The sequence below is a fragment of the Collinsella tanakaei genome (genome assembly GCF_016900375.1).
GTDB lineage: Bacteria > Actinomycetota > Coriobacteriia > Coriobacteriales > Coriobacteriaceae > Collinsella.
Genome location: NZ_JACJKB010000011.1, coordinates 39,313 through 53,863, shown reverse-complemented (window position 1 = coordinate 53,863; position 14,551 = coordinate 39,313). Strand labels below are relative to the sequence as shown.

Genomic DNA, 14,551 nt, shown 5'->3' with positions numbered 1-14,551 from the left:
TTTCTAGGGGCGCGCACCGCGCGGTCGTGCGCCCCAACCAACCTCGCCTGATTGCTAGGCCGCGCCCCGTACTCGTTTCGGGACGCGGCCTTTTTCTTCATCGCTGAGGTGAAATAGCCGGGGTAGATTTTGCCCTGCGACTCACGCAGAATCTTTCCCGGTTGTTGCACCCGCACGTCTACGAGAAGGAGGGTGGCTCATATGGCCATGGGGGCTCGCAAACAGCCGCTGTACGACCAGCTCGTCGATATTCTGACCGAGAAGATCGAGCATGAATATCGCCCGGGCGACCTGATGCCCTCCGAGCGCGACCTCTCCAAGCACTACGGTCTGTCGCGCACGACGGTGCGTCTGGCGCTACAGGAGCTCGAGCGCTTGGGTCTCGTGGTCCGCCAGCATGGCCGCGGAACGTTCGTCGCCGACCGCTCGGTGCAGACCACGAACCTTTCCCAGACGTACAGCTTCACCGAGCAGATGCGCGAGATGGGCCGCGAGCCCATGACGACCATCTTGGAGTTTGCCGAGATCGAGGCCGATAAGAACCTGGCGGAGAACCTCCGGGCCCGCATCGGCGACAAGCTCTTCAAGATCAAGCGCCTGAGGATTGCCGACGGCATGCCGATGATGGTCGAGCGCACGTATCTGCCTGTGCGTAAGTTCATGTCGCTCAAACGTCCTCAGCTCGAGAACGCATCGCTCTACCACGTGATCGAGGTCGACTTCCACGAGAAGATCCGCGTGGCGGAGGAGGAGTTCTTCGCGAGCATCGCACGTCCCGCCGACGCCCATCTGCTGGGCATCGGAGAAGGCGCCCCGGTGCTCGATCTGGTGAGAACGACCTACGACATGGGCAACGAGATCATCGAGTACACGCTGTCGGTGGCTCGCGCCGACCAGTTCAAGTACAAGATCTACCACTATCGAGCGGAAGGATAGAGCAGCGCCGATATGCGGAACAGGCCCGATCGCATGCCGGACGGCGGATGCCAGCCGGCCATGCCGATACGTACGGGGACGCTCGGGTCCGTCCCGCATACCGCATTGCCCGGGATACGGGACTCGGGCCCAACGGACAGCAAAGGAGCAAACATGTTCGAGAAGGATCTAGAGGAACTCAAGTCCCTCGGAGCCCACATCACCACCGCAGAGATCAAGCAGCAGCCCGACCTGTGGCGCGATGCGTTCAATATCTACAAGGAGAACAAGGAGGCCGTCGAGGCCTTCCTCGCCGACCTCAAGGAGCTCGGCCGCGTGAGCGTCGTCTTCGCCGGCGCAGGCACCTCCGACTACGTCGGCGATACCGTGGCGCCCTATCTGCGTCATGCCGGCGACACCGATGCGTTTGACTTCAAGCCCATCGCCACGACCGATATCGTGTCCGCGCCGCTCGACTTTCTGCGCCCCGAGGACCCGACCGTGCTCGTGTCCTTCGCCCGCTCCGGCAACAGCCCCGAGAGCCTGGCTGCCGTGGACGTCGCCCGCAAGGTCGTGAAGAACATCAAGTTCCTGAACATCACCTGCGCCCCCGAGGGCAAGCTCGCTGTCGAGTCCGCTGACGACCCGAACGCCTACACCATCCTCATCCCGCGCGCCAACGACCAGGGCTTCGCGATGACCGGCAGCTACTCCTGCATGTCGCTCATCTCCATGCTGCTGTTCGACTGCTCGCCCGAGGACCAGAAGGCCACTTGGGTCGAGGCCGCGGCCAAGATGGGCGAGGAGGTCGTCGCCCGCGAGGCCGAGATCGCCGACTTCCTGGCGTGCGACTTCAACCGCGTGACCTATCTGGGTTCCGGCTCCTTCGGCGGCCTCGCCCAGGAGGCCCAGCTCAAGATCCTCGAGCTTGCGCACGGCCTCGTGGCCACCTCGTGGGATACCTCGATGGGCTATCGCCACGGACCGAAGTCCTTCGTTGACGACAAGACCCTCGTCTTCGTCTTCGTGAACAACGACGCCTACACCCGCCAGTACGACCTCGACATCCTCGAGGAGATCAACGGTGACGGCATCGCCATGAAAACCATCGCCGTCCAGCAGGCGGGCGAGACCGCCTTCGGCCACACCTCCTTTACCTTCGAGGGCTACGAGGCGCTGCCCGAGGGCTATCTGGCGCTTCCCTTCATCATGGTCGGTCAGACCGTGAGTCTGCTCAACTCCGTGCGCGTGGGCAACACGCCCGATACGCCGAGCCCCAGCGGCACGGTCAACCGCGTGGTCAAGGGCGTCACCATCCATCCCTGGGCCTAAACGTTATTGCGGGGCGTCTGTAGGACCGTCGGTCCGAAGGACGCCCTGATTCGGTGCGACGGCACCGGAACCTATGCAAGCGCCCGCTTCGCCGTATGTGGCGGGCGGGCGCAACCTGTATGGAGCGGGCGAGATGCGAGGCGATCTCGATACCCGACCACCCACGCCTCACGCTCGAAAGGAGCATTCATGGGCACGTTTGCAATCAAGGCCGACCGTTTCGTCCTGCCTGGCGCGATGATGCAGGGCGGCTACCTCATGGTCGAGGACGGCGTGTTCGGCAGCTGGACCGCCGAGGAGCCGGCATGCGAGATTCGCGATTACACCGGCTGCACGGTGGCGCCCGGCCTCGTGGACACCCACATCCACGGCTTCTACAACCACGCCACCACCGATTGCGACCCGGCGGGCATCAACGCCTCGAGCGTCGAGCTCGCGCGCCGCGGCACCACGGCGTGGATCCCCACGACCTTCACCGACGACCCCGAGCGCATCGGCCAGCAGTGCGCGGCCATCGCCGAGGCCGACGAGACGCGCGGCGATGACTTCGTCGGTGCCCGCATCCCCGGTATCTACCTCGAGGGCCCGTTCTTCACCATGAAGCACGTCGGCGCCCAGAACCCCGCCTATCTGATCGAGCCCACCGTCGAGGTCTTCGACATGTGGCAGGAGAAGGCCGGCGGCCGCATCGTCAAGAGCGCGCTCGCGGCGGAGAAGGAGGGCGCGTGCGCCTATATCTCCGCGCTTGCGGCCAAGGGCGTCGTGACCTCCATCGGCCACTCCGACGCGACCTACGACGAGACGCTCGCCGCGGTGAACGCCGGTGCCACCTGCTTCGTTCACACCTATAACGGCCAGCGCGGCCTGCATCACCGCGACCCGGGTGTGACCGGTGCCGCCATGACCACCAACGGCACCTATGCCGAGATCATCTGCGACGGCCGCCATGTGGTGCCCGCTGCCATCAAGGCGCTCGTGACCGCTAAGGGCTGGCAGCACACCGTGCTGATCACCGACTGCCTCGGCTGCGGCGGCATGCCCGAGGGCGAGTACATGTCCGGCGGCCTGCCCGTCGTCATGAAGGGCGGCCTGTGCTACCTGCTACTCGAGGACGGCACGACCGGTTCGATCGCGGGCTCCGTGCTCACGCTCGCCCAGGGCGTGAAGAACGTCGTCGATTGGCAGATCGTCACGGCCGAGCAGGCCATCCGTATGGCCACCGAGGTGGCGGCCCGCTCCGCGCACGTCGACGACAAGGTGGGCTTCATCCTGCCCGGCCGCGCGGCGGACATGACGTTTTTCAACAACGACCTCACGCTGAACGACACCTACGTCGGCGGCGTTTCGGTCAACGCGTAGACGCTGCGCGCGCGACAGCTTGTTTGGGCGGCGGCTCGCTTCGGCGGGCCGCCGCCTTTTGTACGCTGTAGCTTGTATAAGAGGCTGTTTCCGGTGGTACACTAAGCATGCCGGCAAAGCCCGTCCTTTGGTTAAGGTGTGTGCGGGCGGCGCAGGTTATTTCGATTCACGAAGCCCGGTTGCCGCCGGGCTTCGTGCTATCTCCCGAACTTGTACAATGCGCCAAACGAAAGCGCGCTCGGACGGATATTGTCCGGGCGCGCTGTGTATGTCGAGATTCGGTTGCTTGGATGCTAGATGGTCGAGAAGCGGTACTCGATGACGCTCTCGAACGGGAAGCCCGGGCCGCAGTAGCACTGCGGGAAGCTCGGGATGTTGGGCGTGTTGGGGTAGTACTCCGGCTCGAAGGCGAAGCCGCCGTTGACCTCGTAGGTGGCATCGGCCTTCGCGTGCGTGTCGCCCACGAAGTTGCCGGTGTACAGGTGCGCGCCCGGAGCGGTGATGGCGATGTCGAGCGCGCGGCCGCTCACGGGGTCCACCGCGTGCAGGGCGTGGCGCAGATGGCCGCAGGGCCAGAAGTTATCGATGCAGAAGCAGTGGTCGTAGCCGTGGGCGATGCGGATCTGCTCGTCGTCGGCGTCGATATCGGCACCGAGCGCCTTTGCGCTACGGAAGTCGAACGGCGTGCCCTCGACATCGAGCAGCTTGCCGGTCGAGACGGAATCATGGCCCAGCTCGACGATCTGCGACGCGTTGATGGAGACCACCTGGTCGCGCACGGAGCCGGCATCGTGGCCGGCGAGGTTGAAGTAGGTGTGGTTCGTCATGTTCACGAACGTGCGGCGGTCGGACGTGCAGGTGTAGGCGATGCGGAAGGCGCCGGCGGGCGTGAGCGAGAACTCCGCCGTGAAGGTGCGCTCGCCGGGAAGGCCGAGCTCGCCGTGGGCGAGGGTCGCCGACATGCGAACCGTGTTTGCCGCCTCGTCGACCTCGGCGGACCACACGCGCTTGTGCAGCGCGTGCTCGAGGTCGGTATGGAGGTTGTTCTCTCCTTCGTTGGCAAGGAGCTTCCACTCGGTGCCGTCGATGGTGAGCTTCGCCCCGCCGATGCGGTTGGCCGACGGCGCGATGGTGGCGCCGTAGCACGAGGGATTGAGGGCGGCGTAGCCGTCGAGCGTATCGTAGCCGAGCACGACGTCGGCCATGGTGCCGGCGGCGTCGGGGGCGTCGATACCGAGCACCGTGGCGCCGAAGTTCATGACGCGCACGGCGATGTGGCCGTCGTCAAGGGTGAAGCAGGAGACCTCGGAGCCATCGGGCGCGGTTCCGAAGGGAGTTACGGTGATCATGGGCGCTACCTCCAGGATGTTGTGCATTCGATATCGCCATTATAGAGGGGTGCGGGGGATAGTTTGCGCGGGGTCGGTGATATGCGATTTCTTTTGCGGTGCAGACGCCTTGCCTCCGCCGGTGTCCTTGCGTTTGCTTGCGGATGCGGCGGCGCTGTCCGCCGAGTAGCGCATGGGCGCGCGGCAGCCTGGAGCTACAATAGGCGCAGGTGGTCGGCACGAACGTAAAGTATGCGGCCTCCTGAGCGTTCACCTGTCCAGAAGAAAGGGATGGACATGATTCTCACCGTTACCATGAACCCCTCGATCGACACGCGCTACACGGTCGATCACCTGATCGTCGACGACGTCAATCGCGTGGTTCCCGCCAAGACGGCGGGCGGTAAGGGCCTGAACGTGAGCCGCGTGCTCGTCCAGCTGGGCGATGACATCGTGGCGACGGGCCTGCTCGGTGGCCATTCCGGCGCCTATTTGGGTGAGCTCATGGATGCCGACGGGATCACCCACCGCTTCACGCCCATCGCCGGCGAGTCGCGCACCTGCATCGCGCTGCTGCACGACGGCAACCAGACCGAGCTTCTGGAGAGCGGTCCTGTGGTGAGCGCCGAGGAGCTCGAGGCCTTCGTGGGCAACTACACCGACCTCGTGTCGGACGCGTCCTGCGTGACGCTGTCGGGCTCGCTGCCCAAGGGCGTGCCCGCCGACACCTACGCGCGCCTCGTGGCCATCGCGGCCGAGAAGAACGTCCCCGTGCTGCTCGACACCTCGGGTGCCGCCCTCGACGCCGCCCTCGACGCTGAGGTCAAGCCGACGCTCGTGAAGCCCAACCTCACCGAGATCAACGACCTTCTGGGCACGAGCTTCACCCCCGACGAGCTCTCTGAGCTCCAGGCTGCGCTCGCGGCCGATGAGCGCTTCGCCGACATCGACTGGGTTGTCGTGAGCATGGGCGCCGCCGGCTCGGTCGCCTTCCATGGCGGCCGCGTGCTGCGCGCGAAGGCCCCGCGCATCGAGTGCGTGAACGCGACGGGCTCGGGCGACTCCACCATCGCCGGCTTCGCGCATGCCATCGCCGCCGGTGCCGATGACGAGGAGGTCCTGCGCTGCGGCAACACCTGCGGCACGCTCAACGCCATGGATCCGCAGACCGGCCACTTGGTCATGGACAAGTGGGACGAGATCCACAGCGCGGTGGAGATCTCCGAGCTGTAGCGGACCTCAGCCGACGATAGCCGTGTAACGCAATCGCCCCCGGTCGAACGTCCGACCGGGGGCGATTTCATATCGCGATGTGCGGGGCTTTCGTTAGAGGCCCATCTCCGCCTTCAGGCGGGCGAGCTCGCCGTCGACGGCGGCGCTGTCGGCAACGGAGGAGTATTTCTGCTCCAGGTCGGCGATGTCGTCGGTCGGATCCTCGTTGAGCTCGGCCATGGCGTCGGCGGTGTCGAGCATGCGATCGGCCTTGGCCTCCATGCGGTCGAAGGCGGCGATGGCGCTCTCGGCGCGGTCGGAGCCGGAGGTGAAGCCGGCGACCTTCTCCTGCGTCTTGGCGACGGCGACCTTGGCCTTGATGGTCTCGCGACGGCTCTTGAGGTTCTCGATATCGCTCACGAGCTTGTCGTGCATCTGGCGCATCTTCTCGGCGTTGGCGTGGGCGGCTTCATAGGCCTTGACGAGTACGGTGCCCGCGGTCGCGAGCTGCTGCTTCTTGCCGAGGAACGTGCGGGCATCGCCCTCGTTGCCGGCGGTAAGGGCTTTCTTGGCGAGCTCCTCCATGCGGTTGACCTCGGCCTCGTTGTCGTCGACCAGACGGCGGCAGCGCTTCTCCTCGGCGATGACGCCGGCGGTCTCCTTCTTGACCTCCGCGAGCGACTCGGTCAGGTCGACCAGGTACTGGTCGATCATCTTCGCCGGATCCTCAGCGTGATCGAGAAGCTCGTTGATGTTGGCCTTCACGATGGTGGTGAAACGGTCAAGGATACCCATAGTCTTGTTCCTTTCCTCGTAGACGCGGATTGCGTCTGATGGGTCTTCAGGCGCCCTTGCTCGACGAGGGCTATAGGCGCGCCTACTTGTCGGCGTCGTCTTCGTATTTGTCGGCTAGGTCCTCGATGTCGGTGTCGCCGAACTTCTCGAGGGGAGTGTTGAGGATCTCCTCGGTGCGCTTGCGCTCGGCTTCCTGCTTAGCCTTGCGGTTCTTGGCAACGAGGTACACGACACCGCCCACGGCGACCACGGCCACGACGCCGATGACGACGTTTCGGGTGGTCTCGGAGACCTGCTGGTTGTCGGCGGCGCTCATGATGAGGTCGGCTGTCTCGGAGAACGCCTGCGAGAAGATCTCCTCCTCAGAAAGCGAGAGGTCGCCGTAGGCACGCTCGAGCTGCTCGCTGAGGATGCCGACAGCCTCGGAGTCCATGACCTGCGTGGCGAGCGATCCCGCAGCGTAGCCGCAGTTGTAGGAGCCGTTGCCGTCGTCGCAGAACACGAGCAGGAAGTGCCCCTCGTCGGTGAAGAGCTCGTCGTAGAGCTCCTCCGCCGCATCGGTGAGCGCCGAGGTGGAGGAGGTGGTTCCGTTCTTCAGGATGTAGACGTAGGGCTGCACGCCGGTCTTCTCGAAGAACTCCCGCATGCCGCGCTCGAGCGTCAAGGGGCTGTGGATCCAGTCGCCGTCGGCGTCCGTGTAGTAGGCGGTCTCATCGACCGAGCCCGCCGGCAGCTCCTCGCGGATAACGGTCGATGCGCCCTGCTCGCTGTAGCCCGTCGAGCACGAGGGTATGAAGGTGGTGGCGAGGGCTCCCAGAAGCGCGACGATCACGATGGCGACGAGCATGCCCGCGCAGCCGCCGAAGCAGCCGCCACCGGAGCTCGGTGCGGGACCGCCCGGCCCGCGCCCGGGGCCGCCGTTGTTGACGACGACGGTGCGGTTGCGATTCATGAGGCTGCCCATGAGGAAGCCGCCCATGAAGTTGCCGCCGAACGAGGAGCGCCGCTGCGGGGGAGGAGCGGGCCGACCCATGCGCGGGCCACCCATGCCGCCGCCGAACGGCGAGCCCATGCCGCCGGACCTTCCGCGGCCACCCGAGAAGCCTCCAGAAGAGCGGCCGCCGCCGCGCCCGGATATCGAGCGACTATGCCAAACATACAGATTATTCCCCAGTGCGGCCCCTGCGATGACCCTCAACGACAAGTTGGGGCCAGGTTCAATCTTGTCGCTCAGCTCTGGGCGAGCACGAGATGCGGGCGCCTGGCGGCTTCCTCCAGCGCCTCCAGCTCGGAGGCCACGAGACCGTCTGGGTCGCGGTCCATGACGATGGTGTCGGCGTCGTCGAGCCCTGCGAACCGGAAGAGCCCGCTGCCGTTCACCTTGCTCGCGTCCATGAGCACGATGCGTGTGCCCGCAGCCCGCATCATACCTGCCTTGACCTCGGCCATCTGTTCGTAGTTGGTCATGAAGCCGCGTCCGGGAACGAGCGCGGTGGGGCACAGGAAGGCCTTGTCGGCATGCAGGACCTCCAGCGAGCGCAGGGCGAGCGAGCCGTACAGGTAGCGGTGCCCCTTGCGCAGCGCCCCGCCCAGCAGGATGGCGTCGACCGTAGGCAGGCTCTCGTCGATGAAGTTCGCCACCGTGACGTCGGCGGTGACGACGGTGATGTCCGATTTCGAGCCGAGCATGCGCACGAACTCCAGAGCGGTGGTGCCCGAATCGACGAGCAGCGCATCGCCGTCGTCGACGAGCTCGATTGCGGCGCGCGCGATGGCCTGCTTTGCCGCGACGTTCACGTTGACGCGGCGGTCTTGGATGGAGACGGTGAGCGTCTTGTGCAGCGAGACGGCGCCGCCGTGCGTGCGGCGCAGCTTGCCGTCGGCCTCGAGTGCGTCGAGGTCGGAGCGGATGGTGACGGCGGACACGCCGAAGGCGCGAGTGAGCTCGGCGACCTGGACGGATGCGGACCGGTCGAGCATCGCCATGATGGCGGCGCGACGCTCCTCGGCAAACGAATGGGATGCTGATGTCGACATGGATCGCCTTCTTTCGTGGAGGTGGGGTAAGGTACCCCGCAGCTTTGCCCACGTTCAATCATGAACAAACCGTGGAGATTCCATTTTGCTTTATTTTGCTTTTTCGCAAGCAAAGATACTTCGATTCTTTTCTTTTACGCAAATTGCAGGTCGGGCATACCGCTCGCCGATGCCCTCGCGCCGCATGCGGTTCGCGTCGGTGTCTGCGCGCTACCGCGAGGCTTGCCTTTGCTTTTCGCTGCGCGCGACGGCGCCGATGCTGCGCATGAGCTGCCGCTTTTGCATTCCCCTACAATGATGGCAGGCGCCGTCCCAAAGAGGTGGGGCGGCAAGTCGAGACCGTCCGCGCGGTGCGCGGCGGCAGGAGGGAGCGAATCGCCCATGCTCGTGACCACCAAGGAGATGCTGCTCGACGCGCAGGAGAACCACTACGCCGTCGGCGCGTTCAACGTCGAGAACCTCGAGTTCGTCATGGCCGTCCTGGCCGCCGCGGAGGAGACCAAGTCCCCCGTCATCATGCAGACCACATCCGGCACCATCAAGATGACCGGCCTCGATTACTTCTACGGCATGGTCAAGGCCGCCGCTGAGCGCACGAACGTGCCCGTGGCCCTGCACCTCGATCACGGCGACGGCTACGATCGCTGCATGAAGGCCCTGCGCACCGGTTACACCTCCGTCATGATCGACGGCTCCCACGAGACCTTCGAGGACAACATCGCCCTGACCAAGCTCGTCGCCGACGCCGGCGCCGCCATGGGCGTGCCCGTCGAGGCCGAGCTGGGCAAGGTCGGCGGCAAGGAGGACGACGTCGAGGTCGAGGGCGAGAGCCCCTACACCGACCCGGACGAGGCCCGCGAGTTCGTCGAGCGCACCGGCTGCACCTCGCTCGCCATCGGCGTCGGCACCTCGCACGGCGTCTACACCGCCGAGCCCCACATCGAGCAGGACGTCGTCAAGGCCATCCGCGCCGCCGTCGACGTGCCCCTGGTCCTGCACGGTACCTCCGGTGTGCCCGACGAGCAGGTCGCCGAGGCTGTGAAGAACGGCATCTGCAAGGTCAACTACGCTACCGAGCTGCGTCAGGCTTTCACCAAGGGCTTCATGGCCTACATGGCCGAGAACCCCACCTGCTTCGATCCCAAGAAGCCGGGCCAGGCCGGTATGGCCGAGATCACCAAGATCGTCAAGATCCGCATGGAGAACCTCGGTTCGGTCGGTCGCGCGTAGCGCATCGCCGTTGATGTATTGAAGAGGGCTTCGTGTTCCCTCGGGACCGATTGCGCCGGTTGCGCGCAGACGGCCCGAGGGGGCCGGGGCCCTCTTTTCGTTTTCGGACCCGCATGTGTAGGGCCGGTATTATCCCCTTTGCTACTAAAAAGCGCACAGGATGCGTGCGAATATAAACATATGGGATACGCAGGGGATTTGATGCCAACGCTCACCAGGTATATCGACCGTTGGGGGAGTGGGTGCTTGAATGTGCCGTGCCATCCGGTACCCTTATGGCATCGCAGGGGGAAATTGTCGGAATGCGCATAGCGCGCTCGCGGAAAGGTGGAGAGACACATGAACAAGCGCACGAAAATCGTTTGCACCATGGGACCGGCATGTGATGACGACAATATCCTTCGTGAAATGATCAAGGCGGGCATGAACGTGGCCCGCTTTAATTTTTCGCATGGCAGCCACGAGGAGCAGCACGAGCGCATGGCGCGCGTGAAGCGCATCGCTGCCGAGTTGGGCAAGCCGGTGGGCATCCTGCTGGACACCAAGGGCCCCGAGATCCGAACCGGCTTCCTCAAGGACCACCAGAAGGTGACGCTCGAGACGGGCGGCATGGTCACGGTCACCGCGGCCGAGACGTCCGAGGAGCTACAGGGCACCGCCGAGCACTTCTACCTCGATCACCTGGAGCTTCCGCGCGAGGTGCATCCGGGCGGAACCATCCTGATCGACGACGGCCTCATCGGCCTGACGGTCAAGAGCATCGACGGCCAGGATATCGTCTGCCATGTCGATAACGGCGGCGAGCTCGGCGAGAAGAAGGGCGTGAACGTCCCCAACGCCAAGCTGTCGCTTCCCACCATCACCGAGCAGGACCGCAAGGACATCCTGTTCGGCATCGAGGAGGGCATCGACTTCATCGCGGCCTCCTTCATCCGCGACGCCGCGGGTGTCCGCGAGATCCGCAAGCTGTGCCAGGAGAACGGCGGCGGCAACATCGACATCTTCCCCAAGATCGAGTGCGCCGTGGCCGTCTACCACTTCGATGACATCCTGAAGGAGTCCGACGGCATCATGGTCGCCCGCGGCGACCTGGGCGTCGAGGTCGCGCCCGAGGTGTGCCCCACCATCCAGAAGGAGATCATCCAGAAGTGCAACAAGGCGTACAAGCCGGTCATCACGGCCACGCAGATGCTCGACTCCATGATCCGCAACCCGCGTCCGACCCGCGCCGAGGTCACCGACGTGGCCAACGCCATCGCCGACGGCACGGATGCGACCATGCTCTCCGGTGAGACCGCTGCCGGCAAGTACCCGCTCGAGTCCGTGCAGATGATGGCCAACATCGCGCTGATCGCCGAGGCCACCATGCCTGAGCACAACCGCCTGGACATCCACACCGAAGAGACGGGCATCCGCGCCATCAACAGCGCCATCGGCCTGGCTGCCGTGAGCACGGCCTTTAACGTCAAGGCTCGCGCCATCATCATCCCGACCGAGTCCGGCCGCTCCGCGCGCCTGGTTTCCAACTTCCGCCCCATGCTGCCGATTCTCGCCGTGACGCCGCACGACGCGGCCACGCGCAAGATGACGATCTACTGGGGCGTCGAGCCGGTGACCGAGGGCCAGATCGGCGACAAGCGCTACATCGTCAAGACGGCGCTCGAGTGCGCGAAGAGCCGCGGTATCGTGCGCGTGGGCGATGTCGCCGTGCTGACCGTGGGCGATCCGGATACGTCCATCACCTTCGCCGACGGCGTGACCTCCACGAACGTCGTGCACGTGGCGCAGGTGCGCTAACGTAGCTCTAAGGCCTGCCCGAGCGGGTAGGCGAACAAGTTGAATCTGCCAGCGGGCCCTGCGGTAGCGCAGGGCCCGCTGCGTTGAGCGGCGTGGCGCAACGTGCTACATTAACGCGTATGGATACTACGAATACCTCACGCAACATATCCGAAGCGCAGCTTCGGAACGCCTCCGTTCCTGCCGATGACCTCGACGCCCTGCTGGGTGCCGATGCTCCCGTGGCGCTTGAGGACCGCGGTGCCAGCACGCGCAGGCTGCGTGGTGCCGGTGCGCGCTCGCCGCTGTTTTGGAAGCTCATCCTGGTCACCATGGCATGCATGTGGGGCTTCTCGTTCTTCGTCATGAAGGACGCACTCGACCTGCTGCCCACGTTCTACCTGCTTGCCTGCCGCTTCCTGTTCGCGGCCCTCATCATGCTGGTGCTGTTTGCCAAGCGCATCCGCGTTCACTTCAACAAGCGCAACCTTGCCGTGGGTGCCCTCATGGGCGTGCTGATGGGAACGGCGTACGGCCTGCAGACGCTCGGCCTCGGCGAGACGACGGCGGGCAAGAACGCCTTCCTCACCGGCACGTACTGCATTCTGGTGCCGTTCATCAGCCATTTCATGAGCGGGGAGCCGCTGACGCGCTTTAACGTGGGTGCGGCGCTGCTGTGCTTGGGCGGTATCGGCCTTGTGGCGCTCGACGATTTCACCATGAATATAGGCGACGCCCTCACGCTCGCCGGAGCGCTGTTCTTCGCCCTTCAGATGGCGGTCGTCTCGCGCTTCGGGCGCGATCTAGACATCAACGTCATCACGTTTTGGATGTTCTTGACGGTCGGCACGATGTGCGCGGCGATCAGCTTTGTTACCGAGGTGCCTCCTGCGGCGAGCGTGTGGACGCCGAGTCTTCTGGGCGTGCTGGCGTTCCTGTCGGTGTTCTGCACCTGCGTAGGCATGCTGCTGCAGAACATCGCTCTCGTGCACGTGCCGCCCTCGATCGGCTCGCTGCTGCTCTCGCTCGAGTCCCCGTCGGGCGTGCTCTTCTCCGTTATCTTCGCGAACGAGCTGCTGTCGGGCAGGCTTGTGGCGGGCTTTGCGCTCATCTTCGTGTCGATCGTGCTCTCCGAGACGCACTTCTCGTTCCTGCGGCCGCTTCTGCAGCGGCGTTGAGACGGCTGCTGGATATTTCTGCCAGTTTTGTACCCCCGCCTCCAGACGCTGTATTCCTTCGAAGCGCGCAAGAGCGCCCCTTCGCATCATTTTGGATGCGAAGGGGCGCTCGTTCAGTTCGTTATGAATGCTTTGCTGACTATTTCGAGCGTTTCGATGCTGGAATTCTGTTGTTGGTAGCGCTTTCGGGTACAGAACTGGCAGTTTTATCCACAGGCGTGCGTGTCGGAAGGCTTGAGCGGCTACACCAGCGTCTTCGCGAAGGCGATCGCCTCGTCGACGTCGGCCTCAGAGGTCGCCCAGCTCGTGACGAAGCGCGAAACGACGCGGCCGGCTCCGGTCGGGTCGTCGACGAGCGAGATCTCGGCGCCGCAGGCGTCGGCGAGCTGCTGCGCTATGTCGGGCGCGGTCCAGAAGAACTGCTGGTTGCCCATCGTTTCGAGGTACGGCTCGAATCCCGCGTCGCGCATGCCCGCGGCAAGGAGCGTGGCGCAGGCATTTGCGTGGCGGGCGTAGCGCCAATAGGGGATCTCACCCGTGACGTCGGTGCCGTCGGTGCTAAAGGCAGCTTCGTACATGACGCCCATCAGGCGCCCCTTGGCGGTCATCGCGCCGGCGCGCTTGGTGAGGTAAGGGAGCCGGTCGATGGCGCGCCTGCCGCGGGCGGACCGGGGGCTGACCACGAGGGCCTCGCCGAAGAGCATGCCGTTCTTGGTGCCACCGAGGGTGAAGGCGTCGGCGCGCTCGGCGATATGCGCGATATCGAGGTCGGCGCCCTCGGCGGTCATGGCGCTCGCGATGCGCGCGCCGTCGACGTAGACGGCCAGGTCGTGCGAGGCTGCCCAGTCGCACAGCGCGTCGAACTCGGCGCGCGTGTACACATGGCCGAACTCCGTGGTGTCCGAGAAGTACAGCATGGCGGGGCGCGTGGTGTGGCAGCCGTTTGCCGTGCAGACGCGCCAGATGCGCTCGGCGGAATCGGGATCGAGCACGCCGAAGGGGTCGGCGGTGGCGAGCAAGCGGCGCCCGCAGCCCTCGATCGCGCCAGTCTCGTGGGCGGTCGGATGGGCGTCGGCGGCGCAGATGGGGCCCTCGAACTCATCGGTCAGCGCCGAGATCGCAAGGATGTTCGCGACGGTGCCGCCCGGCACGAACGACACGTGGGCGTCCGGCTGCTCGATGGCGGTCCGGATAAGCTCTGCCGCGTGGGCGCAATGGCCGTCGGTGCCGTAGCCGGAGGTCTGCTCGCTGTTTGTGCGGACGAGCGCGTCCAACACCTCGGGTGCTGCGCCCTCGCTGTAGTCGTTGCGGAACTGATGCATGGGTTGCCTTTCGTCGCGGCGGTGCGTGGTTATTCGCATCACAGTGTAGCGCCGAGGTGGCGAGGAG

At 65.1% G+C, this 14,551-nt stretch carries 12 protein-coding genes; 7 read left to right on the top strand and 5 right to left on the bottom strand.

Features of this window, described 5'->3' with window-relative positions; translation table 11 throughout:
- The first annotated feature begins 201 nt into the window (after positions 1–201).
- The 3 genes from H6A16_RS07545 (at position 202) to nagA (ending at position 3,606) form a co-directional block, all read left to right on the top strand.
- Positions 202–936, top strand: a complete 735-nt coding sequence (locus tag H6A16_RS07545; protein ID WP_204617769.1) for a GntR family transcriptional regulator — start codon at positions 202–204, stop codon at positions 934–936.
- Between the two features lie 153 nt (positions 937–1,089).
- The gene (locus H6A16_RS07540; protein WP_204617767.1) at positions 1,090–2,247 is read left to right on the top strand and encodes an SIS domain-containing protein; all 1,158 of its coding nucleotides are present in this window, start codon (positions 1,090–1,092) and stop codon (positions 2,245–2,247) included.
- Between the two features lie 189 nt (positions 2,248–2,436).
- A complete protein-coding gene (gene nagA / locus H6A16_RS07535) occupies positions 2,437–3,606 on the top strand; it encodes an N-acetylglucosamine-6-phosphate deacetylase (RefSeq protein WP_204617765.1) in 1,170 nt (389 codons plus the stop codon).
- A gap of 293 nt (positions 3,607–3,899) precedes the next feature.
- On the opposite strand, the gene H6A16_RS07530 is transcribed toward nagA, so the two are convergent.
- Positions 3,900–4,955 (bottom strand): aldose epimerase family protein, encoded by a 1,056-nt coding sequence (locus H6A16_RS07530; protein WP_204617763.1) that lies wholly within the window; start codon positions 4,953–4,955, stop codon positions 3,900–3,902.
- Between the two features lie 276 nt (positions 4,956–5,231).
- On the opposite strand from H6A16_RS07530, the gene H6A16_RS07525 reads away from it, so the two are divergent.
- Positions 5,232–6,167 (top strand): hexose kinase, encoded by a 936-nt coding sequence (locus H6A16_RS07525; protein ID WP_204617760.1) that lies wholly within the window; start codon positions 5,232–5,234, stop codon positions 6,165–6,167.
- A gap of 93 nt (positions 6,168–6,260) precedes the next feature.
- Here the strand turns inward: H6A16_RS07525 and H6A16_RS07520 are convergent, their stop codons facing one another.
- The 3 genes from H6A16_RS07520 to H6A16_RS07510 all read right to left on the bottom strand — a co-directional run bounded on the left by H6A16_RS07520 (position 6,261) and on the right by H6A16_RS07510 (position 8,978).
- Entirely contained in the window at positions 6,261–6,941 is a 681-nt protein-coding gene (locus H6A16_RS07520; protein WP_204617758.1) for a PspA/IM30 family protein, read from the bottom strand.
- An 82-nt stretch (positions 6,942–7,023) separates the two neighbouring features.
- The gene (locus H6A16_RS07515; protein WP_204617756.1) at positions 7,024–8,013 is read right to left on the bottom strand and encodes a hypothetical protein; all 990 of its coding nucleotides are present in this window, start codon (positions 8,011–8,013) and stop codon (positions 7,024–7,026) included.
- Positions 8,014–8,171: 158 nt separating this feature from the next.
- Positions 8,172–8,978 (bottom strand): DeoR/GlpR family DNA-binding transcription regulator, encoded by an 807-nt coding sequence (locus tag H6A16_RS07510; RefSeq protein ID WP_204617754.1) that lies wholly within the window; start codon positions 8,976–8,978, stop codon positions 8,172–8,174.
- 381 nt (positions 8,979–9,359) lie between these two features.
- Between H6A16_RS07510 and H6A16_RS07505 the strand changes: the two genes are divergently transcribed.
- From H6A16_RS07505 to H6A16_RS07495, 3 genes are all read left to right on the top strand, one after another.
- On the top strand, positions 9,360–10,208 hold the full coding sequence (locus H6A16_RS07505; protein ID WP_204617752.1) for a class II fructose-bisphosphate aldolase: 849 nt from the start codon (positions 9,360–9,362) through the stop codon (positions 10,206–10,208).
- A gap of 339 nt (positions 10,209–10,547) precedes the next feature.
- The gene (gene pyk, locus H6A16_RS07500) at positions 10,548–12,005 is read left to right on the top strand and encodes a pyruvate kinase (protein WP_204617750.1); all 1,458 of its coding nucleotides are present in this window, start codon (positions 10,548–10,550) and stop codon (positions 12,003–12,005) included.
- Between the two features lie 119 nt (positions 12,006–12,124).
- Positions 12,125–13,162 (top strand): DMT family transporter, encoded by a 1,038-nt coding sequence (locus tag H6A16_RS07495; protein ID WP_204617748.1) that lies wholly within the window; start codon positions 12,125–12,127, stop codon positions 13,160–13,162.
- Between the two features lie 242 nt (positions 13,163–13,404).
- Here H6A16_RS07495 and H6A16_RS07490 read toward each other — a convergent pair whose 3' ends face one another.
- Positions 13,405–14,484 (bottom strand): threonine aldolase family protein, encoded by a 1,080-nt coding sequence (locus H6A16_RS07490; protein ID WP_204617746.1) that lies wholly within the window; start codon positions 14,482–14,484, stop codon positions 13,405–13,407.
- Positions 14,485–14,551: the final 67 nt, after the last annotated feature.